18 protein-coding genes and 1 tRNA gene are annotated in these 23,619 nt (G+C 68.7%); 8 read left to right on the forward strand and 11 right to left on the reverse strand.

What is annotated here, in order from left to right; all coding sequences use genetic code 11:
• Positions 1-12: 12 nt before the first annotated feature.
• Positions 13-1,827: a DNA-3-methyladenine glycosylase 2 family protein gene (locus tag PSQ40_RS02040; protein ID WP_409338533.1), complete on the reverse strand. Its 1,815-nt coding sequence runs from the start codon at positions 1,825-1,827 to the stop codon at positions 13-15.
• 193 nt (positions 1,828-2,020) lie between these two features.
• Here PSQ40_RS02040 and PSQ40_RS02045 point away from each other — a divergent pair, with 193 nt between their 5' ends.
• Both PSQ40_RS02045 and PSQ40_RS02050 read left to right on the forward strand, forming a co-directional pair.
• On the forward strand, positions 2,021-3,436 hold the full coding sequence (locus PSQ40_RS02045; RefSeq protein WP_273948357.1) for a phosphomannomutase/phosphoglucomutase: 1,416 nt from the start codon (positions 2,021-2,023) through the stop codon (positions 3,434-3,436).
• 58 nt (positions 3,437-3,494) lie between these two features.
• Entirely contained in the window at positions 3,495-4,799 is a 1,305-nt protein-coding gene (locus tag PSQ40_RS02050) for a 3-deoxy-D-manno-octulosonic acid transferase (protein WP_273948358.1), read from the forward strand.
• A gap of 151 nt (positions 4,800-4,950) precedes the next feature.
• Here the strand turns inward: PSQ40_RS02050 and PSQ40_RS02055 are convergent, their stop codons facing one another.
• From PSQ40_RS02055 to PSQ40_RS02080, 6 genes are all read right to left on the reverse strand, one after another.
• On the reverse strand, positions 4,951-6,309 hold the full coding sequence (locus tag PSQ40_RS02055) for a TolC family outer membrane protein (protein WP_273948360.1): 1,359 nt from the start codon (positions 6,307-6,309) through the stop codon (positions 4,951-4,953).
• 22 nt (positions 6,310-6,331) lie between these two features.
• Positions 6,332-6,670 (reverse strand): rhodanese-like domain-containing protein, encoded by a 339-nt coding sequence (locus tag PSQ40_RS02060; RefSeq protein WP_273948361.1) that lies wholly within the window; start codon positions 6,668-6,670, stop codon positions 6,332-6,334.
• A gap of 19 nt (positions 6,671-6,689) precedes the next feature.
• Complete coding sequence (locus PSQ40_RS02065) at positions 6,690-7,343, reverse strand: protein-L-isoaspartate O-methyltransferase family protein (RefSeq protein ID WP_273948824.1); 654 nt, start codon at positions 7,341-7,343, stop codon at positions 6,690-6,692.
• A gap of 34 nt (positions 7,344-7,377) precedes the next feature.
• On the reverse strand, positions 7,378-10,584 hold the full coding sequence (locus PSQ40_RS02070; protein WP_273948363.1) for an efflux RND transporter permease subunit: 3,207 nt from the start codon (positions 10,582-10,584) through the stop codon (positions 7,378-7,380).
• A 6-nt stretch (positions 10,585-10,590) separates the two neighbouring features.
• Positions 10,591-11,784 carry an efflux RND transporter periplasmic adaptor subunit gene (locus PSQ40_RS02075; protein WP_273948364.1) on the reverse strand — a complete coding sequence of 398 codons (1,194 nt, stop codon included), beginning with the start codon at positions 11,782-11,784 and terminating at the stop codon, positions 10,591-10,593.
• Positions 11,785-11,877: 93 nt separating this feature from the next.
• Positions 11,878-12,564, reverse strand: coding sequence for a TetR/AcrR family transcriptional regulator (locus PSQ40_RS02080; RefSeq protein ID WP_273948366.1), 687 nt, complete (start codon positions 12,562-12,564; stop codon positions 11,878-11,880).
• A gap of 162 nt (positions 12,565-12,726) precedes the next feature.
• Here PSQ40_RS02080 and msrA point away from each other — a divergent pair, with 162 nt between their 5' ends.
• The 4 genes from msrA (at position 12,727) to PSQ40_RS02100 (ending at position 17,791) form a co-directional block, all read left to right on the forward strand.
• Complete coding sequence (msrA, locus tag PSQ40_RS02085) at positions 12,727-13,263, forward strand: peptide-methionine (S)-S-oxide reductase MsrA (protein WP_273948367.1); 537 nt, start codon at positions 12,727-12,729, stop codon at positions 13,261-13,263.
• Positions 13,264-13,626: 363 nt separating this feature from the next.
• Complete coding sequence (locus tag PSQ40_RS02090; protein ID WP_273948370.1) at positions 13,627-14,139, forward strand: hypothetical protein; 513 nt, start codon at positions 13,627-13,629, stop codon at positions 14,137-14,139.
• A 442-nt stretch (positions 14,140-14,581) separates the two neighbouring features.
• Complete coding sequence (locus PSQ40_RS02095; protein ID WP_273948374.1) at positions 14,582-16,534, forward strand: TonB-dependent receptor; 1,953 nt, start codon at positions 14,582-14,584, stop codon at positions 16,532-16,534.
• Positions 16,535-16,843: 309 nt separating this feature from the next.
• Positions 16,844-17,791: an AEC family transporter gene (locus PSQ40_RS02100; protein WP_273948377.1), complete on the forward strand. Its 948-nt coding sequence runs from the start codon at positions 16,844-16,846 to the stop codon at positions 17,789-17,791.
• Positions 17,792-17,893: 102 nt separating this feature from the next.
• On the opposite strand, the gene pdxH is transcribed toward PSQ40_RS02100, so the two are convergent.
• Positions 17,894-18,544, reverse strand: a complete 651-nt coding sequence (gene pdxH / locus PSQ40_RS02105; RefSeq protein WP_273948378.1) for a pyridoxamine 5'-phosphate oxidase — start codon at positions 18,542-18,544, stop codon at positions 17,894-17,896.
• Positions 18,545-18,777: 233 nt separating this feature from the next.
• Between pdxH and PSQ40_RS02110 the strand changes: the two genes are divergently transcribed.
• Complete coding sequence (locus tag PSQ40_RS02110; RefSeq protein WP_273948380.1) at positions 18,778-19,704, forward strand: pseudouridine synthase; 927 nt, start codon at positions 18,778-18,780, stop codon at positions 19,702-19,704.
• A gap of 2 nt (positions 19,705-19,706) precedes the next feature.
• On the opposite strand, the gene PSQ40_RS02115 is transcribed toward PSQ40_RS02110, so the two are convergent.
• Together PSQ40_RS02115 and PSQ40_RS02120 are read right to left on the reverse strand one after the other, a co-directional pair.
• Positions 19,707-20,210: a RidA family protein gene (locus PSQ40_RS02115; RefSeq protein WP_273948381.1), complete on the reverse strand. Its 504-nt coding sequence runs from the start codon at positions 20,208-20,210 to the stop codon at positions 19,707-19,709.
• Positions 20,211-20,439: 229 nt separating this feature from the next.
• Positions 20,440-20,513: transfer RNA gene (locus PSQ40_RS02120), tRNA-Gly, on the reverse strand.
• 96 nt (positions 20,514-20,609) lie between these two features.
• Here PSQ40_RS02120 and PSQ40_RS02125 point away from each other — a divergent pair.
• On the forward strand, positions 20,610-21,962 hold the full coding sequence (locus PSQ40_RS02125) for a carbohydrate porin (protein ID WP_273948382.1): 1,353 nt from the start codon (positions 20,610-20,612) through the stop codon (positions 21,960-21,962).
• A 130-nt stretch (positions 21,963-22,092) separates the two neighbouring features.
• Here the strand turns inward: PSQ40_RS02125 and PSQ40_RS02130 are convergent, their stop codons facing one another.
• The gene (locus tag PSQ40_RS02130; protein ID WP_273948383.1) at positions 22,093-23,571 is read right to left on the reverse strand and encodes an NAD-dependent succinate-semialdehyde dehydrogenase; all 1,479 of its coding nucleotides are present in this window, start codon (positions 23,569-23,571) and stop codon (positions 22,093-22,095) included.
• Positions 23,572-23,619: the final 48 nt, after the last annotated feature.

Raw genomic sequence — 23,619 nt, forward strand, 5'->3', positions numbered from 1 at the left:
TGTGCCGGTCCCTCAAGGTGACGGGGGGCGCGGTGCGCCGTGCTCCCAAATTCGGACCACAGCATAGCTGCGCCAAGGTCGCCATGGGGCGGACGCGGCTTCTGTGGCCAACGCGGCCGCGCGCGGTGACGGGCGGCTGGTGGGCGCGCGGTCTGAGGGTTGGCGGGTGCCCAGTGCGTTCTGCAACACCACATCGCCCGCAGGAAACGCATCGGGCCAGCGCAGGGCCCGCATCGCGATGTACTGGGCGGTCCAGTCGCCCACCCCGGGCAGGGCTTGCAGGCTGGCCAGGGTGGCGGCCAGCGGGGCGCTGCCGTCCAGCACCAGTTCGCCCGACTGCACGGCGCGGGCCAGCGCCAGGATGGCCTGCTGGCGCTGCCGCACCACGCCCAGCGCGCCGAGTTCGGCACACAGGGCCTGGCCATCGCCCTGGCCGGCCAGCGTGGCGGGCGTCGGAAAACCGTGGCTCAGGCCCGCAGGCCAACCGGCCTGCACCGGCACGGTGGCCCCCCAGCGGTGCACCACGCGCTGCACCAGGGTGCGGGCCGCGGCCACGGTGACCTGCTGGCCCAGGATGGCGCGCACCGCCAGCTCAAAGCCGTCCAGGGCGCCGGGCACGCGCAGGCCGTTCAGGGGCCCGAAATGCGGGGCCAGCACCGCGTCGATGGCGGCGGGGTCGGCGTCCAGGTCCAGCCATTGGCGCACGCGGCGGATCAGGCTGGGCAGCGCGGCTTGCAGGGCGTCACTGACGCTCAGTTGCACCCGGTGGCGATCGGCCTGCCAACGCACCTGCAACCAGCCCATGGGCCGGGCCTCGTGGCCCACGCTGGCGCCGTGCAGGGTGCGCGTCAGGCACAGGCTGCCGGGGCTGCGCTCGACGGTTTCGAGCCCCGCCACCGCTCGGGCTGCCATGAAGCGGCCCAGCGTGTCCAGGTCATAGGGCGGTCGGTAGCCCAGGCGCACCCCGGCGGGGGCCAGCGTGCCGACCGCCTGGGCGCGCGGGCGGGCGGACGGGGAGGTCGTGGCCGGCGTGACGGCGACGTGGCCGGGTGGGTGGCCGGGTGGGGGGGGCGGGCGCCGCCACTGGCTGGGGGCGAGGCCGTAGTGCGCCACAAAGGCCGCGTTGAAGCGCCGCAGGCTGGCAAAGCCGCTGGCCTGGGCCACCTCGGTGATCGGCAGGTCGGTGTCGGTCAGCAACTGCTTGGCGCTCAGCAGGCGGCGGGTTTGCAGGTATTGCAGGGGCGACACGCCCAGCACGCTGTCGAACAGGCGCCGCAGGTGGCGGTCGCTGATGCCCAGGCGGCTGGCCAGGCGCGCCATCACGGGCGACTCGGTCCCCGCGGCGGCGCTGTCCCGGCCCAGGCGGGGCCAGTGCGCGGGATCGTCAAGCCACCGCGTGGCCTCGGCGGCCAGCAGGCGCGTCGCGTCGGTGTGCGACCAGGCATTGGCCTGGGGCGCGAGTTCGGGGCGGCAGCGCAGGCAGGGGCGAAAGCCCGCCTGCTCGGCTTGGGCCGCCAAATCGAAGAAGCGGCAGTTTTCGCGTTTGGGCGCCCGCACCGCACACACCGGGCGGCAGTAGATGCCGGTGCTGGTGACCCCGGTGAAAAAGCGGCCGTCGAAGCGGGCGTCGCGGGTCTGCAAGGCCAGGTAGCAGGCGTCGGCATCCTCGCTCAAGGGCCGCCAGCTCGCCTCCGCCCCGCTTGCAGGCGCCGCTGAAGCCGCCCGCGGTGGCGGCTCAGCGGACCGGGCCGGGCGGCGGACACGGGGGGCTGAGGCGGCCTTGGGCACGGTGCTTGCAAGCCGGGGGGCGGGGGCTTTGGAGGACATGGTGAGGCGATGATACGCAGCGCCCGGGCTGCTGGCTGGCCGTTTTCGGACCTGATCCTGATCTAACGCTGCGCTTGTCTTTTGCCGTTTCGCCGAGGCGCGCCCCCTACAATCGAGCCCGTTTGCCGGTTTGGCCCAGGGAGTGGAAGAGGGGGGCCGGCGCTTCATCAACTTGTCACACCGAACACCATCCATGCAAGTCAACGCAGCGATCTTCAAGGCCTACGACATCCGCGGCATTGTGCCCAGCACCCTCAACGAAAGCGTCGCCGAAGGGCTGGGGCTGGCCTTTGGGGCCGCTGCCTTGGCGCAGGGCGAAACCACGGTCGCGGTGGGCCGTGACGGCCGCCTCAGCGGCCCGTCCCTGGTGCAAGCCCTGGTGCGTGGCCTGGTGGCCGCGGGCATCGAGGTGATCGATGTCGGCGCGGTGACCACCCCGATGCTGTACTTTGCCGCCAGCACCCTGTGCCGCAGCGGCATCCAGGTCACGGGCAGCCACAACCCCAAGGACTACAACGGTTTCAAGATGGTGTTGGCTGGCAAGGCCATCTATGGCGAAGAGATCCAGGCCCTGCGCCGCACCATGGAGGCCGACAGCGCCCCGCGCCGCGCCGGTGGCAGCGTGCGCCAGGCCGATGTGACGCCGGCCTACATCGACCGCATCGTCGGCGATGTCAAGTTGGCCCGCCCGATGAAGATCGTGGTGGATTCGGGCAACGGCATTGCCGGCGCCACCGCCCCAAGCATCTTCCGCGCGCTGGGCTGCGAGGTCACTGAGCTGTTCAGCGAGGTGGATGGCAACTTCCCCAACCACCACCCGGACCCCAGCAAGCCCGAAAACCTGAACGACCTGATCGCAGCGCTGAAGGCTGGCGACGCCGAACTGGGCCTGGCCTTTGACGGCGACGGTGACCGCCTGGGCATCGTCACCAAGGACGGCCAGAACATCTTCCCCGACCGCCAGATGATGCTGTTCGCACGCGACGTGCTGAGCCGCGTGCCGGGCGGTGAGATTGTTTTTGACGTCAAGTGCACCCAGCGCTTGGCGCCCGAGATCGCTGCCGCCGGTGGCGTGCCGGTGATGTTCAAGACCGGTCACTCGCTGATCAAGGCCCGCATGCGCGAGACCAACGCCCCCCTGGGCGGCGAAATGAGCGGCCACATCTTCTTCAAGGAGCGCTGGTTCGGCTTTGACGACGGCACCTACGCCGGTTGCCGCCTGCTCGAAATCCTGAGCCGCTCGCCCGATGGCAACGCGGTGCTCAACGGCCTGCCGCAAAGCCATTCGACACCGGAACTCAACGTGGCCTGCGCCGAAGGCGAACCGCACCGCGTGAGCACCGAACTGCAGGCCGCCGCGCCCGCCTTCCTGGCCGCCCGCGCTGCAGCCCGGGGTGCCAGCGTGGCCCCGCAGATCGCCACCATTGACGGCCTGCGGGTGGACTGGTCGGACGGCTTTGGCCTGATCCGGGCGTCCAACACCACGCCGGTGCTGGTGCTGCGCTTTGAAGGCCAGAACGCCGACGCGCTGGCCCGCATCGAGGGCGACATGCTGGCCCTCCTGCACAGCGTGAAGCCCGATGCCCAAGTGGGCAGCGCGGCCCACTGATGCGCCCCCTGGGTACCGACGGCGTCCCGCCCACCCTGAACCTGGCCGGGTGGGGCGCATGAGCCTCGTCCGCGGGCTTTACAGCCTGGCGATGTGGGCAGCGCAGCCGCTGTTGCGCCGCAAGCTGGCGCGCCGTGGCCGCACCGAACCAGGCTACCTGGCCCACATCGAAGAGCGCTTTGGGCATTACGGCACACCGCCCAGCAGCGGCTGGGTCTGGGTGCACGCGGTCTCGCTGGGCGAGACCCGGGCGGCCGGCCTCCTGATCGAGGCCTTGCGCGCCGAATGGGCGCAGCGGGGCTGGCCGTTTCGGCTGCTGCTGACCCACGGCACGGCCACCGGGCGCGCCGAGGGCCAACGCCTGCTGCGCGACGGTGACTTGCAAGTCTGGCAACCCTGGGACACCCCGGCCGCAGTGGGCCGGTTCCTGAGCCATTTCCAGCCCGTGCTGGGCCTGCTGATGGAAACCGAGGTCTGGCCCAACCTGGTGGCCGGCTGCCAGGCCCACGGCGTGCCCCTGGCCCTGGCCAATGCGCGGCTCAACGAGCGATCTCTGGCCGCCGCCCAGCGCCTGAGCGCGCTCAGCGGGCCCGCCTACCGCGGTTTTCGCGCGGTGTGGGCCCAGACCGAGGACGATGCCCAGCGCCTGCGCCGCTTGGGTGCGCCGGTGCAGTCGGTGTTGGGCAACGTCAAGTTCGATGCCCGGCCTGAGCCGCAGCAGCAGGCCCTGGGTCAGGCCCTGGCGCGGCGCCTGCAGGCTGAGCGCGGCCAGCGGGTGGTGTTGCTGGCCAGCTCGCGCGAGGGCGAGGAAGCGCTGTGGCTGGCGGCCCTGCGCCAATCGCCGCCGCTGCCCGGGGTGCAGTGGTTGCTGGTGCCGCGGCACCCGCAGCGCTTTGACGCCGTGGCCACCCAATGCCAGGCCGCGGGCCTGAGCGTGCTGCGGCGCAGCCAGTGGCCGGCCGAGGTGTGGGCCGACGGGGGGCCGCTGCCACCGACCGCCGACCTGTGGCTGGGCGATTCCCTCGGCGAAATGACGCTGTACTACAGCCTGAGCCAGGTGGCTTTGCTGGGGGGCAGTTTCGAGCCCCTGGGGGGGCAGAACCTGATCGAGGCGGCCGCTTGTGGCTGCCCGGTGCTGATGGGGCCGCACACCTTCAATTTTGCCGACGCTGCGGCCCTGTCCCTGGCCGCCGGGGCGGGCTGGCGGGTGGCCGACATGGCGGCCGCGCTGCAAGGCCTGCACGGCCTGCTGGCCCAGCCCGAAGACCTGCGCACGGCCACCGAGGCGGCCCGGGCTTTCGCCGCGGCGCACCGCGGCGCGGCGGGCCGGACCGCCCGCGCGGCTGCTGAACTGTTGGCTTGAAGCTCCCCCAAAACGCCAAACCCCGGCGCGCAGACCGGGGTTGGCGGGAGGGGGCGGTTCCAGCCCGGGCTGCTTGTGCCGGGGCTGGGGCCCCGGGACCAGGGGCCGGCGCCAGAGCCCCCCGGGCGCGGCCCGCCCGCCCGCGGCCCGTTCAGGGCTGCAGCAGGGCGTTGACGGTCTGCAGGTCGTCGGGCTTGAGGCTGCCGTTGGCCTGGCGCAGCTTGAGGCCGCCCAGCAGCACGTTGTAACGGGCCAGCGCCAGATCGCGTTTGGTCTGGTAGAGCTGGCTTTGCGAGTTCAGCACGTCGATGTTGATGCGCACCCCCACCTTGTAGCCCAGCGTGTTGGCGTCCAAGGCGCTCTGGCTCGACAGTTCGGCCGCTTGCAGGGCCTTGACCTGGCTGGTGCCCGATTGCACGCCGTAGAAGGCCGTGCGGGTGGCCTGGGCCGTGCTGCGGCGCGCGGTTTCGAGGTCGGCGCTGGCTTTCTCGTGCAGGGACAGGGCTTCCCGCACCTTGGCTTGCAGGGCACCGCCCGCGTACAGCGGGATGTTCAGCGTCAGGCCCACCGAGGCCTGCGTGATGCGCGAGTTGGCCCGGCTCGTCGGGGCCACGCTGGAGCCGTCGATGTTGTGTGCCACACCGTAGCTGCCGGTCAGGTCCAGGGTGGGCTTTTCGCCCGCTTCGGCCTTGGCGATCTCGAGCGAGGCCACGTCCAGGGCGGTTTGGGCCAATTGCACGCTGGGGTGCTCCTGGGCGCTCTCTACCCACGACTCGACGCGCTCCGAGGGCAGCGTGGGCAGGGTGACCTGCGCTTGCAGGGGCAGGGGCTTGGTGTCGCTGCGGCCCACCAGCTGGTCCAGGAACAGCTGCTTGACGCGCACTTCGTTCTGCGCCGCGATCTCCTGGCTGATGACCAGGTCCTCGCGCGCCTGCGCTTCGCGGGCGTCGGTGATGGTCGCCGTGCCGACTTCAAAGTTGCGTTTGGCCGACGCCAACTGCTCTTGCACCGCCGCCTTCTGGGCGCGCACAAACACCAGGGTGTCCTGAGCGGCCAGCACGTCGAAGTAGGCCTGGCTGACGCGCACGATCAGGTCCTGCTCGGCCAGGGCCAACTGGGCATCGGCCTGGATCAGCAGCTTTTCGCCCTGGCGGTAGGACGCCAGGTTGCCCGGGCGGTACAGCGGCTGGCTCAGGCTGACGCCGTTTTGCCGTTGTCCGTAGGGGTGCTTGAAGTAGGGCACGCTGTCGATGTAACCCGACACCTGGCTCCGGGTGACCGTGCTTTGCAGGCCCACGGTGGGGCGCAGCATGGACTTGGATTGGTCGGCCCGGGCCACGGTGGCGTCGAACTGCGCCCGCGCGGCACGGTAGGACGCGTCGTAGTCGCGCGCGATCTGGTACAGGTCAACCAGGCTTTGAGCCTGGGCGCTGGGCAGGGCCAGGGCGGTCAGCAGGCCGAGGCCCAGGCAGGCGGGAATCTGCCGCAAGGCAAACAAAGAAGACAACATGGACGAGGCACTCCAAGCAAGTTCAATAAACGGGGACTTCGGGGTCACGCTCCACCGACCAGGCATGGATGCCGCCGGCGATGTTCACGACGTTCTCAAATCCGTTCTCCGCCAGGAAGGCGGCGACGCGAAGGCTGCGGGCCCCGTGGTGGCACAGGCAGGCCACGGGGGTGGCCGGATCCAGTTCAGCCAGTCGCGCCGGAATCTCGTTCATGGGAATGCTGATCAGCCGAAAATCCGTCGGCCGCACACTGGCGGTTTGCAGTTCCCAGGGCTCGCGCACGTCCAGCACGACAGGCTGGGCGTCGCTGACGCTGTGGAGCCAGGCACTGAGGCTGGCGGGACGGACTTGGGTGATCATTCCAGGGTTCCTGTTGAGGTCAGAGTTTGAAGCGCGAAGGCTCGGGGAAGTTTTGCAGACGCGTGGCCACGGTGTCCCAGGGCTGCACGGTGCTGAAGTTCTTGTCGCTGTCACGGGTGATGACGGTGGCGCGCATCACGGGCTCGTAGCCGACGATGGCGAACAGGCGGCCACCGACCTTGAGTTGGTTCAGCAGGGAGGCGGGCACTTCGGCCACCGAGCCGCTGAGCACGATGACGTCAAAGGGGCCGTCGGCCTGCACGTCGCGGGCGCCGTCGGCAACACGCACTTCGGCGTTGCTGACGCCGGCCTTTTGCAGGTTGCTGCGCGCGAATTCAGCCAGTTCGGGGTTGATCTCGAGCGAGATCACGCGCTGCGCGCGGTGGGCCAGCAGGGCGGCCATGAAACCGGAGCCGGCGCCGACTTCCAGCACCTTCTCATGCTTTTGCACCTTCAGGTCCTGCAGGGCGCGGGCTTCCACGCGCGGGGCCAGCATCGACTGGCCGCCCGGCAGCGGCACTTCCATGTCCACAAAGGCCAGGGCCTTGCTGGCCAGGGGCAGGTAGTCCTCGCGGTGGATTTCGTTGAGCAGCGCCAGGATTTCAGGGTCCAGCACCTCCCAGGGGCGGATCTGCTGTTCGATCATGTTGAAGCGGGCTTGGGCGAGGTTCATGGGCTGTGACATGGTGGGGTACTCCGGCGTTGGATCACGACAAACCGTCGATTTTAGGCGGGCTGGCCGGGGTTTGGCCGCGGCCCAGCACACGACGGGCCCAAGAAGCCAAATCGTCCATGTAGCAATACACCACCGGCACCACCACCAGGGTCAGCAAGGACGAGGTGATGACCCCGCCGATCACGGCCTGGCCCATGGGGGCGCGCTGTTCGGAGCCTTCGGTGATCGCGAAGGCCAGCGGCACCATGCCGAAGATCATGGCCAGCGTGGTCATCAGGATCGGGCGCAGGCGCACCCGGGCGGCCAGCAGCAGGGCGGCCGAGCGTTCCAGCCCGGGCACGCGCTGGCCCTGGGCGTCCACGCTGTCCTCGCGCGCCCGGATGGCGAAGTCGACCAGCAGAATCGCGTTCTTGGTCACCAGGCCCATCAGCATCACCACCCCGATGATCGAGAACATCGACAGCGTCGAGCCAAACATCAGCAAGGCCAGCACCACACCGATCAGCGTCAGGGGCAGCGACGTCATCAGGGCCAGGGGCTGCAGGAAGCTCTTGAACTGGCTGGCCAGGATCATGTAGATGAAGATGATGGCCAGCGCCAGGGCCGAGACCGCGTAGCCAAACGATTCCGCCATGTTCTTGGCCGAACCGCTGAAGCTGTAGCGGTAGCCCGGCGGCAGCTGCATGCCCTCCAGCGCCTTCTTGATGTCGCCCGACACCTCACCGGCCGAGCGCTGGTAGACGTTGGCGTTGATGGCCACTTCGCGCATCAGGTCGCGGCGGTTGATCTGGTTGCTGCCCAGCGATTCGGTGACCTGGGCGATCTGGTTCAGGCGCACCACGCGGCTGCTGCCGTCGGCGGCCTGGCTCAGCGCAAAGGGCAGGCGCTCGAGGTCCTCGGGGGCGTTGCGGGCGTCGGGGGCCAGGCGCACGTTGATGTCATAGGTCTGGTCGTCGGGCGCGCGCCAGGTGCCTTCGGTCTCACCCGCCACCAGCAGGCGCAGCGACTTGCCCAGCTGACCCACGTTGAGTCCCAGGTCCGAGGCCGCATCGCGGCGCAGCAGCACCGAGATTTGCGGCACGCCGTCCTTGACGCTGGAGTCCAGGTCCACCAGGCCGGGGATCGGGCGCACGCGCTCCATCACCAGGCGGCTCAGGCGCTCCAGTTCCTTGAGGTCGGGGCCTTGCAGCGAGAATTCGACCTGCTTGTTGCCGCCCACCGAGTCCAGCAGGCCCACATGGGTGACCGTGATGCCGGGCACCTGGCGCAGGCGCTCGCGCAGCACCGCCGACAGCGTGTCGACGCTGCGACTGCGCTGGGCGCGGTCGACCAGGCGCACGTAGACGCTGGCGTACATCTTGCCTTGGGCATTGCCGGTGTTGATGGTGGCCAGGGTGAAGCGCACCTCGGGGAATTCACGCACGATGGACTCGACCTGGCGCGCCTTGGCCTCGGTGGCCTCGAGCGACGAACCCACCGGGGTGTAGAAGTTCAGCGAGGTTTCGGAGAAGTCGGCCTTGGGCACGAACTCGGTGCCCAGCAGCGGCACCATGACCACGCTCAGCACAAAGATCACCACCGCCAGGCCCAGCGTCATCAGCCGGTGGCCCAGGGCCCAGCGCAGCAGGCTCTGGTAGCCCTCGGCCAGGCGCTCGGTGGCGTCGTCAAACCAGCCGGTGACGCGGCCGATGGTCTTGTCGTAAAAGCCCACCGGGGCGCGCTTCTCGCCATGCGCGTGGATGCTGGGGTCGTGCCAGATGGACGACAGCATCGGGTCCAGGGTGAAGCTCACGAACATCGAAATCAGCACCGCCGCGACGATGGTGATGCCGAACTCGTGGAAGAACTTGCCGATGATGCCCTGCATGAAGCCAATCGGCAAAAACACCGCCACGATGGACAGCGTGGTCGCCAGCACCGCGAGTCCGATCTCCTGCGTGCCCTCCAGCGAGGCCTGGTAGGCGCCTTTGCCCATCTGCACATGGCGCACGATGTTCTCGCGCACCACGATGGCATCGTCGATCAGCAAGCCCACGCACAGCGACAGCGCCATCAGCGTGATCATGTTGATGGTGAAGCCGAACAGGTTCATGAACAGGAAGGTGCCGATCAAGGCAATCGGCAGCGTCAAGCCGGTGATCAGGGTCGAGCGCCAGGAGTTCAGGAACAGGAACACGATCAGCACGGTCAGCACCGCGCCCTCGATCAGGGTGCGTTGCACGTTGTCCACCGCCACACGGATGGGGCGCGAGGCGTCCAGAATGGGTTGCAGCTGCACGCCCGGGGGCAGCTGGTTTTGCAGCTCGGCCACGGTGCGGACCAGGCCGTCCACGACCTGGATGGTGTTTTCGTCCTGCGCCTTTTGCACCGACAGCAGCAGGGTGCGCTGGCCGTTGTAGAGCGCCAGGTTGTCGATCTCCTGGGCGCCGTCGCTGACGCGCGCGAGTTGTTCCACCCGCACCGGGCTGCCGCCGCGGCGCGCCACGATGATGCGGCCAAAGTCCTCGGGCCGCTGCATGCGGGCCTCCACCTGCACCACGCGCTCCTGCGTCAGCGAGCGCACGGCACCCACCGGCAGGTCCTGGCTCTCGTTGCGGACCGCGCTGGCCACCTGGTCGGCGGTGATGCCAAACGACTCCAGCGCCGCCGGGTTGAGGTAGATGTTGATTTCGCGCTTGGTGCCGCCCACCAGGGTCACCGAGCCCACGCCACGCACGTTCTCCAACCGCTTCTTGAGCACCTGGTCGGCCCAGTTGGTGAGTTCCACCGGGCTCATGGGGGTGCCCTGGCCGGGCTGGGTCGAGGGCAGCACGGCCAGCGACCACACCGCGCGGCTGGCCGGGTCAAAACGCAGCACGCGGGGTTCTTTGACCTCCGTGCGGAAGTTCGGGCGGATCGCAGCGACCTTTTCGCGCACGTCCTCGGCCGCCTTGCGGCCATCGATGTGCAGCTGGAACTCGATGATCACCACCGACTGGCCCTGGTAGGTGCGCGAGGTCAGGGCATTGATGCCCGCAATCGCGTTGACGCCTTCTTCGACCTTCTTGGTGACTTCGCTCTCCACGATCTCGGGCGAGGCGCCGGGGTAGTCGGTGCTGACCACCACCACCGGAAAGTCGATGTTGGGGAACTGGTCGACGTTGAGGCGCTGGTACGAGAACAGGCCCAGCACCACCAGGGCCAGCATGACCATGGTGGCGAAGACGGGGTTCTTGAGGCTGACTTGGGTGAACCACATGGCGGGTCAGCGGGCAGTTGCCGGCGTCGGGGAAGCCGTCGAGGGCGAACCGGCCGGTGTGGCCGAAGCCGCACCGCCCGCTGGCGTGGCCGCCACGCCGGTGAAGCGCACGGCCGTGCCTTCGCGCAGCGGGCCGACCGCGCCTTGCAGCACCTGGGCGCCTTCGTTCACGCCTTGCACCGCCACCCAGGGGCTTTGGTCCAGTTCACCGCGCTGCCCCAGCTGCACGGGCCGGTGGCGCACTGTGTCCTGTTCGACCACCTGCACATAGGGCCGCGGCTTGTCGGTGCGCACGGCGCTCAGGGGCAGGGCGATCGAACGGACCTTGTCGGTCTCCAGCAGGCCTTGGGCGAACAGGCCCTGGCGCAGCACCGGGCCGCCGGGGCCGGGCTTGTCGAGCGTCAGGTAGGCCACCACGCTGCGGCTGCCGGCCTGGGTGCTGGGGTTGATGCGCGACACCGTGGCGCCCACGGTCTGGCTGGCCCCCTGGCCTTGTTCGATGCTCAAGCGGGCCCGTTGGCCCACGCGCAGCGCCAGCGATTCCGCCGGGCTGAAGGTGGCTTCAAGCTCCAGCTGGCTCAGGTCGACGATCTCCAGCACCCGGGTGTCGATGGGCAGGCGCTCGCCGGGCTGGGCCAGGCGCTGCGCCACCAGGCCGCTGATGGGGGCCTTGAGCACCGTGTCGTCGTAGGCCTTGCGCGAGACTTCGGCCGCCGCCTGCGCGGCCCTGTAGGTCGAGATGGCCGAGTTGAGTGTGGCTTGCGAGGTGTCCAGCGCGGTTTGCGAAATGAAGCCCTGGGCCACCAGCGCCTTGTTGTTGTTGTACTGGCGTTGGGCGATGTCGATCTGGGCCTTGGCCGATTCGGCCTGGTCCTGTGCTTGGCGCAGGCGGAACTGGAACTCGGTGACCTCGATGCGGGCCAGCACCTGGCCGGCCTGCACGGCGTCGCCTTCGCGCACCTTGAGGTCCTGCAACTCGCCGGGCACACGGGTGCGGATGAAGGCCGAGTGGATGGCCCGCAGGGCCCCCGACACGGGCAGGCCGAGGTGGAGTTCACGCGTCTGCGCCGCCAGCACATCGCCCGGGGCCAGTTCGACCACCAAGGCCTGCGCCTGGCTGGCCGCGGCCGTCACCGCCGCCTGCTGCGCCTTGCGCGCCGCCAGCGCGCGCAGCACCCCCGCCGTGAGGGCTGCGAGCACCAAAACGATCAGAAGCCATTTGATCCAGGGTCTTGTCCGCCGGGTGCTCGGTGCGTTCATGGTGTCTCGTGTGCTTTTCTTCAGGAAATGGGGTCACGCCCGGGGCGCGACGGGCTGGCCAGCGCCGGTGAGGCCGTGCAGCAGCAATTCAATTTGCTGGTTGATGAACAACTCGGGGTGCATCTCGAATGAGGCCGGGGCGCAGGCGCCCACCGAATGCTTCCACATCATCATGAAAATCATCGGGGCGATCACGCTGTAGACCGCGTGCTCGAGGTCCAGCACCCGGAATTCGCCGCGCTCGATGCCACGCTGCAGGATGCGGCGAATCAGCTCGTGGCCGGGCAAGATGACTTCTTGCTGGTAGAACTCGGCGATTTCAGGGAAGTTGCGCGCCTCGCTCATCATCAGCTTGGTGATGCCTGAGGCCTTGGTCATGCCCACCCGCTCCCACCAACTGCGCATGGCATAGGCCAGCATCTCGCTGGTGGTGCCGGTGAAGGTGGTGAGTTCGGCTTCCCATTCGGTGAAGCGGCCCGAGATATTTTCACGCACCACGGCCTTGAACAGTTCTTCCTTGCTGCCGAAGTACAGGAAAAGGGTGCCCTTGGACACCCCGGCCCGCGCCGCGACTTCTTCGGCGCGCGTGGCGGCAAAGCCCTTCTCGACAAACAGGTCCAGGGCGGCGGCCAGCAGTTCCCCGGGGCGGGCTTCCTTGCGGCGCTCGCGCTTGGCCTGGCTCTCGGCCAGGGGGCAACAGGTGAACTTGGAGAGGGGCATGACGTTAATGACTGGTCGGTTAGTAATATACCGTTCGGCTTTGCCGCTCGTCAAGTTTCAGGCGGGATCGGCGGTCACGGCAGCCTTGACCCTGGCCACATTCAGGTATGGGACAGGGGCTAAAGTGGAGCCCGTCTGACATCCTGACTACGGAAAGATTCCATGGCTTCACAAACCATCACCCTGGGCGGCGGTTGCTTCTGGTGCACGGAAGCGGTGTATGTGCGCGTCAAAGGCGTGCTCGACGTCGAGTCCGCGTACTGCAACGGGCAGGTCTTGCGCCCCACCTACGAGCAGGTGTGCAGCGGCACCACCGGCCACGTCGAGGTGGTGCAGCTGGTGTTTGATCCCGAGGTGATCAGCCTGACCCAGTTGCTGGAGATCTTCTTTGTGATCCACGACCCGACCACCCTGAACCGCCAAGGCAACGACGTGGGCACCCAGTACCGCAGTGGCATCTATTGCCAGGACGAGGCCCAGCTGGCCGAGGTGCGGGCCTGGTTGGACACCGTGCGCCAGAACCCGCAGTGGCGCAGCCCGGTGGTCACTGAGGCCGTGTTGCGTGACAACTACTGGCCCGCCGAGGACTACCACCAGGACTACTTTGAGCAGCACCCGAACCAGGGTTACTGCGCCTTTGTGGTGGGCCCCAAGGTCGAGAAGTTCCAGAAGACCTTCGCTCAGTTTGCCAAGGACTGAGGGCGCAGCCGCCCGGGCAACCCGAAGTCAGACCGGGCAGGGCGCTGCAGGGCGGGGGGCGGTCAGGGCTTGGCTTGGTGAGGGCGGGTGCGCCCCCGGGGCCGGGTGCTGGACTGGCCGGCCTGAGTTTCGCGTCGGCCTGTCTTGCCGACCTTTTGTGTCCGCCTTGGGTGTCCGACTGCCACGCGCCCCTTCAGCACCCGGGGTCGGCGCGCGGGTTCAAGCCCGGTTAAGCTATCGGGTTGATCCTGGGGTGCGGCGGCCACCGCGGCGGGTCGGTTGGGGGGGCTGGTGCTCGGCGTCCCCTGGCAGGCTCCCCCACGCGGCTGTTCACCCTGGTCCCTTGTTTGCAGATCCATCGCCATGTTGCTTCAACCCTCGCTTGCCTTCGCCGCACGCGCTGTCCTCAGCGCCGTGGGGGCCGCGCGTGGGCGGCCGGACGGGCGTGGGCGGGGGCGTGGCCTTGGGCTGATCGGCCTGCTGCTGGCCTTGTGGCTGGCCCCGTTGCTGGGTCAGATGCACCGGGCCTTGCACGCGGTGCCGTGGCGTGCGCTGCCGGTCCAGGTGGTGGTCGACACGGCCGGGCCGGCGCTGACTGGCACCGCCTTGGCCCAGCGCCCCGACCCCGCCGCGCTGGCGCCGACAGGGCCCGCCAGCGACACCGGGTCGTGGCTGGAGCGCTTGTTTGCCACCCACACCAGCGACGCCGATTGCCTGGTGTTTGACCAACTGGCCCACGATGGCCCCCCTCAGTTTGCGCCATGGCCCCTGCTGGCCACGCCGCCCCTGCGCTTTGTGGCGTGGTGGCTCGATGCCGCCCTGGTGGCCACCACAGCGGCGCCCTGCCAGGCGCGAGCGCCCCCGACGGTCCGTTGATCCCACTCCCCGTTCGGTGGCCTGAGGGCCGCCGGCGCAGTGCCGACCCCTTTGGGGCTGGCGCTGCGGGTTTTGATGATTTCAACTGGACAGATCCATGGCTTTTTTGTTGACCCGCGGGCCCCGTGTGCCCGCGACGGCTTCGGCGCGTGCGCCTTTCTCCACCACTGAGCACCCGCTCCCCCTCGCTGCGGGGCCCCGGCCTGGCGCGCCCGCGTGGCATGCGCCGGGCGCCCGGCTTTGGGGTTTTCGCCTCAGTGCCCTGTCCTTGGCTTGCGCCGCGTTGGGTTCGGGCCTGAGCCCCGACTCGGCCCAGGCGCAATCAACAACTCAATCGACAGCGCCATCGACAGCGCCATCGACAGCGCCATCGCCGGCGCAGACCCTCCCCGCGGCGGCCTCGGGCGCCAGCCTCAAAGAGGTCACGGTCACGGGCAACCCCTTGGGCGCGGCCGATTTGATCGTGCCGGTCAGCACGCTGCAGCGCGATGAACTGACCCAACAGGCCCGCGGCACCTTGGGCGAGACCCTGAACGGCACGCCCGGCGTCAGCAGCACCTACTTTGGCCCCAACGCCAGCCGGCCCATCATCCGGGGCCTGGATGGCGACCGCATCCGGGTGCTGACCAATGGGGGTGCCACGCTCGACGCGTCGGCGCTGAGCTTTGACCACGCGGTGCCCTTGGAGCCGATCACGGTGGACCGCATCGAGGTGCTGCGCGGCCCGGGGGCGCTGCAGTACGGCGGCAGCGCGGTCGGCGGGGTGGTCAACGTGATCGACAACCGCATCCCGCGCGAGCCGCTGGACGGGGTCACCGGCAAGGTGGACCTGGGGGTGGCCACTGGCAATGGCGAGCGCAGTGGTGCCGCCATGGTCGAAGGCGGCAACCAGCGCTATGCGCTGCATGTGGACGGCTTTGACCGCCGCACCGACGACGTCCAGGTCCCCATCAGCCTGGCCTGCGAGCGCGTGGGCGCACCGGCCCAGGCCCGCCGCATATGCAACTCGGCCAGCCGCTCGCAGGGCGGGGCACTGGGCGGCAGCGTGTTCTTTGACCAGGGCTACCTGGGCGCCTCGGTCTCGACCTACCAGACCACCTATGGCACCGTGGCCGAGGACAACGTCAGCATCGGCATGCGCTCCAACCGCTATGCGCTGGAAGGCGAGTGGCGGCAGCCGCTGGTGGGGCTGCAGAACCTGAAGTTCCAGTTCAGCCACAGCGACTACCGCCACACCGAGTACGAGTCCGGTGTGGCCGGCACACGCTTCACCAACCAGGGCAACGACCTGCGGATCGAAGCCAAGCATCAACCCTGGGCGGGCGTGCAGGGCGTGGTCGGTTTCCAGGCGGAGTCGGGGCGTTTTGCGGCCATCGGCGATGAGGCCTTTGCCCCCGCCAGCCGCAGCCGCAGCCAAGCCCTCTTTGTGCACGAGGAACTGCCCACCCGCTGGGGCAAGTTGAGCGCTGGCGCCCGCACCGAGCAGGTCACCGTGCGGTCGCTGGGCAATGCCGAAGTGGCGCGTTTCGAGACCGGCGAGCGCCGCTTCAACCCGCACAGCCTGGCGCTGGGCGCGCTGTGGAACGTGGCCCCGGCCTGGCAACTGACCAGCAACCTGGCCTACACCGAGCGCGCCCCCAAGGACTACGAGCTGTTTGCCAATGGCCCGCACCTGGCCACGGCGGCCTGGGAAACCAGCAACAGCGCCTTGCGCAAGGAGCGCTCGACCAGCCTCGAAGTGGGCGCGCAATGGAAATCGGGCCCGCACCTGGCGGCGTTGAACGCCTACCAGACCCGCTTCGCCAACTACATCGGTCTGCTGCCGAGTGGCGATGTGCTGAGCGCCGAAGGCCAGCGCAACCCGAGCGACGCCAGCCAGACCACCTACCCCGAGTACCGTTATGTGGGCATCCGGGCCCGCTTCACGGGGCTGGAGGGGCGTGCCACCGTGCGCCTGGTGGGGCCGGGGGGCCTGCGGCCCACGGGCACCTGGGGCGCTCTGGACCTGCAGTTGCGCGGCGATCTGGTGCGGGCCATCAACGCCGATACCCAGCAGCCCCTGCCGCGCATCGCGCCGGCCCGTGTGGGCGCCAGCCTGGCCTGGAGCCAGGGCCCCTGGGCGCTGCGCGGCGGCTTTGACCACGCCGCCGCCCAGAGCCGGGTGCCCAGCGACAGCCGTGCCACCGCGGGCTACACGCTGTGGAACGCGATGGCCAGCTACAAGACCAGCGCACAGTGGGGAGGGCAGCGCACCCAGATGCTGTGGTACGCGCGCCTGGACAACCTGACCAACCAGTTGGCTTACAGCGCCACCTCCATCCTCACCAGCACGGCCTACCCCAAGGCACCGCTGCCAGGGCGCAGCCTGAAGCTGGGGCTGCAAGTCGCGTTCTGACGCGCTTGGGTCGGGCCTGGGCCCGGGCTGGTGGGCGGCGCGGTCGCCAGGTCCGCGTCTGGGGCCTGGCGGGCACGCTCACAGGGGGCAGGGCGGCACCGGCCCGACCGCCGGTGCGCCCGGGTCTGTACCCAGGTCTGCACTTGGGGCGCCTGCAGACCCGGGTGAAAAAAGCGACAATTCGGGTTTTCCCGCGACCCAGGCCGCACGGGCCGCCGGTTCAGGCGGCCCCCCGGATGGCGTCGCGGCCGCCCCCCAGCGCCGGGCCTGCCGAAGGCCTGGCCGCCTGTCCCGATTGAATTGCCTGCTGTGAACCACCCCGTCATCGCCTCGCTGCTGCCTGTTGTTTTGTTCATCCTGGCGGGCTTTGTGGCCGGCAAGCGCCGCTGGATTGGCGGTGGTGCCGTGCGTGACCTGTCCAACCTGGTGTTCATGCTGCTGTTGCCGGCCTTGCTGTTCAGAACCATGAGCGCGGTGCACCTGGAGCAGCTCGATTTCAAGCCGATTGGCATGTACTTTCTGGCCGCCAGCCTGGTCTATGCGGCGGTGCTGCTGGTGCAGGGCTACAACCGCCGTGGCGCGGTGCTGGCGCTGGCGGGCACCTTCAGCAACACCGGCATGATCGGCATCCCTCTGATCGGTCTGGCCTATGGCCAGCCGGGCATGGTGACCTTGTTCACCTTGATTTCGCTGCATTCGCTGGTGTTGCTGACCTCGGGCAACATCGTGCTCGAACTGGCGGCGCAGCGCGAGGACCTGCAACGCGGCGTGGCGCCGCAGCACTCGGTCTGGGTGACGGTGTTGCGGGCCCTGCGCAACGGCATCATCCATCCCATTCCCTTGCCCATCATCGCGGGCCTGTTGTTTGGCCTGACGGGCTGGCGCATCCCGCCGCTGCTGGACCAGCCCCTGCAGTTGCTGGGCAGTGCCATGGGGCCGATGGCGCTGGTGCTGGTGGGCGTCACGCTGGCCTATGGCTCGGTGGGCCCGCACCTCAAAGGCGCGTTGGCGATGGCGGGCGTCAAGAACCTCCTGCACCCGGCCGTGGTGCTGGGCCTGGGGTGGCTGTTGGGGCTCAGCGGTGTGCCCCTGGCGGTCATGGTGGTCACGGCGGGGCTGCCGATCGGTGCCAACGTTTACCTGTTTTCACAGCGTTATGGCGTGGCCGAAGACCTGACCACGGCCAGTGTTGCGGTGACCACGGTGATGGCCTTGCTGACCTTGCCCCTGGTCATGCTGGTGGCCGGGCAGGGCTGATTCGGCCGGCCGCCAAGCACCGGGCGGGCCCGGTCGGGGCGCCGCTTGTACCCCGTCCTCACGGCCCCGGCGCGAAGGCCGTGACGCCCCGGGGCGGGGCGCTCAGGGCGCCAGGCGTTCGCGCAGCCACAGGCCGCTGTCGTCGAGGCGGTAGCGCAGGCGGTCGTGCAGGCGGCTCTTGCGGCCCTGCCAGAACTGCCACTGCTCGGGCTTGAGGCGGTAACCCCCCCAGTGCGGCGGGCGGGGCGGCTGCAACATGAATTGCGCACCGTAGCGGGCGGCATTGGCCACCAGCACGGCCCGGCCCCCAATCACCTCGCTTTGCGGGCTGGCCCAGGCGCCAATGCGCGAGTCCAGCGGCCGGCTGTGGAAGTAGGCGTCGCTTTCTTCGTCGCTGACCTTCTCCACCACGCCCTCGATGCGCACCACCCGCTCCAGTTCGACCCAATGGAACTGCAAAGCCGCAAAAGGGTTGCCGGCCAGTTCACGGCCTTTGCGGCTGTCGTAGTTGGTGTACCAGACGATGCCACGCTCGTCATAGCCCTTGATCAGCACCACGCGCGTGCTGGGGCGCAGGTCGGCGCCCACGGTGGCCAGGGTCATGGCGTTGGGCTCGGGCACCTCGCTGGCGATGGCCTCGTTGAGCCATTGTTCAAACTGTTTCAGCGGGTCGGCTTGCGAGGCGTCCTCGCTGAGTTCGGCGCGCTCGTAGCTTTTGCGCAGGTCGGCGATGGAAGTACTGGTTTTGCTCATGCCCTGATTTTGCCTGTCCGGCGCGCCGCCGTGACTTGACCCAGCGCAGAGCCCCCAGAGCCGACGTGCGGTCATGACCTCGGCCGACCTCGGCAGAGCGAGCCTGCCTGGGGCCGCCTGGGGCAGGGCCCGCGGGGCCGGGCGCCGTGGGGGAGGGCGGCGCTGTCTTATAGTTCGGGGCCCGCAAGCCGCCTCAGGGCCTGCACTGCCTTTGATCGCCCTTCCAGCCCCGCATGTACAACCCCGATCGTCCCCAGGTTTTGCCCACCCGCCGCGGCGTCAGTCCCAGCTGCGTGGCCGTGCCCGCGGGGCCTTGGCCCACCTTGCTCGACTTCCTGGTGCACCGCTTGCCTGCCGTCACCCGCGCGCAATGGGTGGAGCGCATGGCCCAGGGCGACGTGGTGGACGAGCGCGGCCAGCCGGTCACGCCCGAGCGGCCTTTCGAGCACAGCCTGCGCCTGTTTTATTACCGCCAGCTCGACACCGAACCTCAGCTGCCGTTTGAAGCCACGGTGGTGTTCCAGGACGACGAGCTGCTGGTGGCCGACAAGCCGCACTTCATGCCGGTCACCCCGGGGGGGCGTTACCTGCACGAGACCCTGCTGGTGCGCTTGAAGCACCAGCTGGGCCTGGAGACCCTGTCCCCCATCCACCGCATTGACCGCGAGACCGCGGGCCTGGTGTTGTTTTCAGTCCGGCCCGCCACGCGCGGGGCCTACCAGGCCTTGTTCCGCGAGCGCCAGGTGCACAAGCACTACGAGGCGATCGCGCCCTGGCGTGCCGAGCTGTCGTTTCCGCTGCGGCGCCAGAGCCGCATTGTGGAGAGCGAGCAGTTCTTTCGCTGCTGCGAGGTGCCCGGCGAGCCCAATGCCGACACCACCATCGATGTGCAGGAGGTGCGTGGTGACCTGGCCCTGTACCGCCTCAGTCCGGTCACGGGCAAGCGGCATCAGTTGCGCGTGCACATGAACGCCCTGGGCCTGCCCATCCTCGACGACCATTTCTACCCGGTGGTCAACGACCCGCCCGAGGGCGATTATTCGCAACCGCTGCGCCTGCTGGCCCGGGGTCTTGAGTTTGACGACCCGGTCACCGGCCAGGTGCGGCGCTTCACGAGCCGCTTGCAGCTGCGCTGGCCAGCGCCCCAGGCGGGCGCCTAAGCTCAACCGCCGGGCATCTCCAGTGGAGGCGGCACCGGGGTGCGCGCCACCACCATGTCGATCTCCACGGCCGCATTCTTGGGCAGTTGCCGCACGCCCACCGAGGTGCGCGTGTGGCGCCCGGCCTCACCAAGGATGTGCACCAGCAGGTCGGACGCGGCATCGGCCACCTCGCTGTGCTGGGTGAAGTCGTCGCTGCATTGCACGTAGACCGTGACGCGCAGCACCTGGGCGATCAGGTCCAGGCTGCCCAGGTGCCGGGCCAGCAGGGCCAGGGCGCGCAGCGTGCTGATCTGGGCACCGGTGCGGGCTTGCGCCAGGCTCAGGTCCGCGCCAACGCGGCCCGTGACCACCACGGTGCTGCCCACGCGTGGCACCTGGCCGCTGACATACAGCGTTTCGCCATGCTGGAGCACGGGCAGGTAATGGCCGCCCGCCTGGATGGGGCCCTCAAAAGCCTCGCCCCACGGGGCGCAGGCGGCGGTGAAGTGGTCTTGTCGGGTCATCGGCGTCGCTGGGTGGGGTGGTTGTCGACGCCCTCATGGTAGTGGCTCTGGCGCCATCGGTGACGGTCGGCGGCGTCGCGTCAACGGGGCTCTGCCGCTGGTGCGGCCCGGTCGCTGTCCGATGAATCAGTGACCGTGACCCCATCAAAAAACCCGCTGTGTCGGGGCTCGACAAGCGGGTTGCTGGGGGGCGGCCCTGGCAGCGTGCGGGGCGCTGTGGGCCAGAATCTGGAGCGGGTGAAGGGAATCGAACCCTCGTATGAAGCTTGGGAAGCTGCCGTTCTACCATTGAACTACACCCGCGGTAGCCTGCGATTATAGCGCCAGAAGCGCAGCCCTCCCGTCATGGCGCGGTCATTCGGCCCCCCTATACTGCGCCGCTGCTGTGACTGGAAAAGCATGAAGAACTTCCCCCTCAAACCGCTGGGCTGGCTGGTTGCTGGCCTGCATTTGTGCTCCGCCTCGCTGGCTGTGGCGGCCGATGAACCGGCCGCCGCGACCGACACCGAGAGCACCATGGCGCGGTTCCAAAGCACCTACATCTGGCAGAAAAAGCCAGGGTTTTCGGCCGCCTACAGTGGGCAAAACAGCCTGCTGCCCCGAGCTGAGCGCAGCTACACCTTCACCCTGGACGCCTTTTTGGGCTTTCGCCCGTGGCAAAACGGCGAGCTGTACTTTGTGCCCGAGATCACCCAGGGCGTGCCCTTGTCCAACCTGACGGGCTTGGGTGGCTTCACCAGCGGCGAGGCCACCCGGGTAGGCGGCAGCCACCCCACGCTGTACCGCCAAAAGCTGTTCTTGCGCCAGACCTGGAACCAAGGCGGCGGCCGCCAGCGGGTGGAGGGCGAGGTGGACCAGATGGCGGGCTGGGTGGAGCGGGACCGCGTGGTGCTGACTGCGGGCAATTTTTCGACCCTCGATGTGTTCGACGACAACGCCTACGCCAAGGACCCGCGCAGCCAGTTCCTCAATTGGTCCGGCATGTCCCACACGGCCTTTGACTACGCGGCCGACGCCCGGGGCTTTGGCTGGGGCGCGGCGCTGGAGTGGTACCGCGGTGACTGGGTGCTGCGGGTGGGGCGCATGACCGGTCCGACCACGCCGAACGGCTTGCCGACGGACCTGCGCATCTTCCAGCGCTATGGTGAGCAGTATGAGCTGGAGCACGCCCACACCCTGGCGGGCCAACCCGGCAAGGTGCGGTTGCTGGCCTGGCGCGCGCGTGCCTTGCTGGCCAACTACGCCGACGCGCTGGCCTACGGTCAGGCCAATCCGACGGCCAGCAAAGACTGGATCGGTGCGGTGCGCAACGGGGTCAAGACCAAATACGGCCTGGGGGTGAACCTGGAGCAGGCCCTCAATGACCGCTCGGGGGTGTTTTTGCGCGCCATGAAGGGCGACGGCAAGACCGAAACCTATGCCTTCGCCGAGGCGGACGCGTCGTTCTCGACCGGTTACTCGACGCGGGGCACGGCCTGGTCGCGTGACCAGGACACGCTGGGCGTGATGGTCGCGCGCAACATGTTGTCGACCGACCGGCGCCGATACCTGGCAGCGGGCGGCATGTCGTTCTTCATTGGCGATGGTGCTTTGCGTTACCGGCCCGAGACCTTGTTCGAGGTGTATTACAACGTCAATGTCGCCAAGGGCCTGTGGGTGTCGCTGGACTACCAGCGCATTGCCAACCCGGCTTACAACGCCGACCGGGGCCCGGTCAACGTGGGTTCGGTGCGCCTGCACGCCGAGTTCTGAGCCGCTGGCGCTGCAGGCGCGTGTTGCGCCGCGCAACGCGGCTCTGGCTGCTGGCGGGCCTCCAAACAAAAAAGCCCCGCTGGCGCGTGTCCAGCGGGGCCGTGGCTGTGTCAACCCATCCGAGGGCGGCTTACTTCAGGATGTCACCCAGGCACAGGTACTTGAGTTCGACGTAGTCGTCCATGCCGTGGTGCGAGCCTTCGCGGCCCAGGCCGGACTGCTTGACGCCGCCGAAAGGCACGTGCTCGGTCGCGATGATGCCGGCGTTGATGCCGACCATGCCGTATTCCAGCGCTTCACTGACGCGGAAGATGCGGCCCACGTCGCGGCTGTAGAAGTAGCTGGCCAGGCCGAACTCGGTGTTGTTGGCGGCGTCGATGGCCTCTTGCTCGGTCTTGAAGCGGAACACCGGGGCGAAGGGACCAAAGGTTTCTTCGCGGGCGCACAGCATGTCGGCGGTGGCGTCGGCCACCACGGTGGGTTCGACAAACTGCCCCGCCATCGGCTGGCCACCCGCCACCACGCGGCCGCCCTTGGCCAGGGCGTCGGCCAGGTGGCGCTGCACCTTCTCGACCGCCGCGGGCTCGATCAGCGGGCCTTGGTTCACGCCTTCGGTGAAGCCGTTGCCCACCTTGAGGGCCTTGACCTTGGCGGCGAACTTCTCGACAAACGCGTCGTACACACCGTCTTGCACATACAAGCGGTTGGCGCAGACGCAGGTCTGGCCGGCGTTGCGGTATTTGCTGGCCATGGCGCCTTCGACGGCGCTGTCCAGGTCGGCGTCGTCAAACACGATGAAGGGCGCATTGCCGCCCAGTTCGAGCGACATCTTCTTGACCGTGGGGGCGCTTTGCGCCATCAGGATGCGGCCCACTTCGGTGCTGCCCGTGAAGCTGATGTGGCGCACGATGTCGCTGGCGCAGAACACCTTGCCCACGGCAATGCTGTTGGTGCTGTCGGCGGTCAGCAGGTTCAGCACACCGGCCGGGATGCCGGCGCGCACCGCCAGTTCGGCGGCGGCCAGGGCGGTCAGCGGGGTCAGCTCGGCGGGCTTGATCACTACCGGGCAGCCCGCGGCCAGGGCCGGGGCCACCTTGCGCGTGATCATGGCCAGCGGGAAGTTCCACGGCGTGATGGCCGCGCAGACGCCGATGGGCTGCTTCATCACCAGCAGGCGGCGGTTGTTGTCGAACTGGGGCAGGGTTTCGCCGTTGACGCGCTTGGCTTCTTCGGCAAACCACTCGACAAAGCTCGCGCCATAGGCGACTTCGCCCTTGGCTTCCGCAAAGGGCTTGCCTTGTTCGGCGGTCATGATGCGGCCCAGGTCTTCCTGGTGGGCCATCAGCAGCTGGAACCACTTGAGCAGGATGGCGTGGCGCTCCTTGCCGGTCTTGCTGCGCCAGGCCGGCCAGGCGGCGTTGGCGGCGGCGATGGCGGCCTCGGCATCGGCCGGGCCCAGGTTGGCCACATCGGCCAGCTTGAGGCCGGTGGCCGGGTCGTGCACGTCAAAGCGGCTGCTGCCCGCCACCCACTGGCCGTTGACCAGCGCGTCGGTCTTGAGCAGGGTGGGGTCGTTGAGCAGGGCGAGGGGGGAGGTCTTCATGTCCATGGCTTGTGTTTCCCAGGTTGGAAGGGGTCGTTGATCAGGGGCAGCGGG

It is taken from the genome of Curvibacter cyanobacteriorum (genome assembly GCF_028649475.1).
Taxonomy (GTDB): domain Bacteria; phylum Pseudomonadota; class Gammaproteobacteria; order Burkholderiales; family Burkholderiaceae_C; genus Curvibacter; species Curvibacter cyanobacteriorum.

What these genes read in the sequence shown, in the direction of transcription:
- PSQ40_RS02040 (WP_409338533.1), bottom strand. Translation starts at nt 1,827, where the DNA reads ATGTCCTCCAAAGCCCCCGCCCCCCGGCTTGCAAGCACCGTGCCCAAG.
- PSQ40_RS02045 (WP_273948357.1), top strand. Translation starts at nt 2,021, where the DNA reads ATGCAAGTCAACGCAGCGATCTTCAAGGCCTACGACATCCGCGGCATT.
- PSQ40_RS02050 (WP_273948358.1), top strand. Translation starts at nt 3,495, where the DNA reads ATGAGCCTCGTCCGCGGGCTTTACAGCCTGGCGATGTGGGCAGCGCAG.
- PSQ40_RS02055 (WP_273948360.1), bottom strand. Translation starts at nt 6,309, where the DNA reads ATGTTGTCTTCTTTGTTTGCCTTGCGGCAGATTCCCGCCTGCCTGGGC.
- PSQ40_RS02060 (WP_273948361.1), bottom strand. Translation starts at nt 6,670, where the DNA reads ATGATCACCCAAGTCCGTCCCGCCAGCCTCAGTGCCTGGCTCCACAGC.
- PSQ40_RS02065 (WP_273948824.1), bottom strand. Translation starts at nt 7,343, where the DNA reads ATGAACCTCGCCCAAGCCCGCTTCAACATGATCGAACAGCAGATCCGC.
- PSQ40_RS02070 (WP_273948363.1), bottom strand. Translation starts at nt 10,584, where the DNA reads ATGTGGTTCACCCAAGTCAGCCTCAAGAACCCCGTCTTCGCCACCATG.
- PSQ40_RS02080 (WP_273948366.1), bottom strand. Translation starts at nt 12,564, where the DNA reads ATGCCCCTCTCCAAGTTCACCTGTTGCCCCCTGGCCGAGAGCCAGGCC.
- msrA (WP_273948367.1), top strand. Translation starts at nt 12,727, where the DNA reads ATGGCTTCACAAACCATCACCCTGGGCGGCGGTTGCTTCTGGTGCACG.
- PSQ40_RS02090 (WP_273948370.1), top strand. Translation starts at nt 13,627, where the DNA reads ATGTTGCTTCAACCCTCGCTTGCCTTCGCCGCACGCGCTGTCCTCAGC.
- pdxH (WP_273948378.1), bottom strand. Translation starts at nt 18,544, where the DNA reads ATGAGCAAAACCAGTACTTCCATCGCCGACCTGCGCAAAAGCTACGAG.
- PSQ40_RS02110 (WP_273948380.1), top strand. Translation starts at nt 18,778, where the DNA reads ATGTACAACCCCGATCGTCCCCAGGTTTTGCCCACCCGCCGCGGCGTC.
- PSQ40_RS02115 (WP_273948381.1), bottom strand. Translation starts at nt 20,210, where the DNA reads ATGACCCGACAAGACCACTTCACCGCCGCCTGCGCCCCGTGGGGCGAG.
- PSQ40_RS02125 (WP_273948382.1), top strand. Translation starts at nt 20,610, where the DNA reads ATGAAGAACTTCCCCCTCAAACCGCTGGGCTGGCTGGTTGCTGGCCTG.
- PSQ40_RS02130 (WP_273948383.1), bottom strand. Translation starts at nt 23,571, where the DNA reads ATGGACATGAAGACCTCCCCCCTCGCCCTGCTCAACGACCCCACCCTG.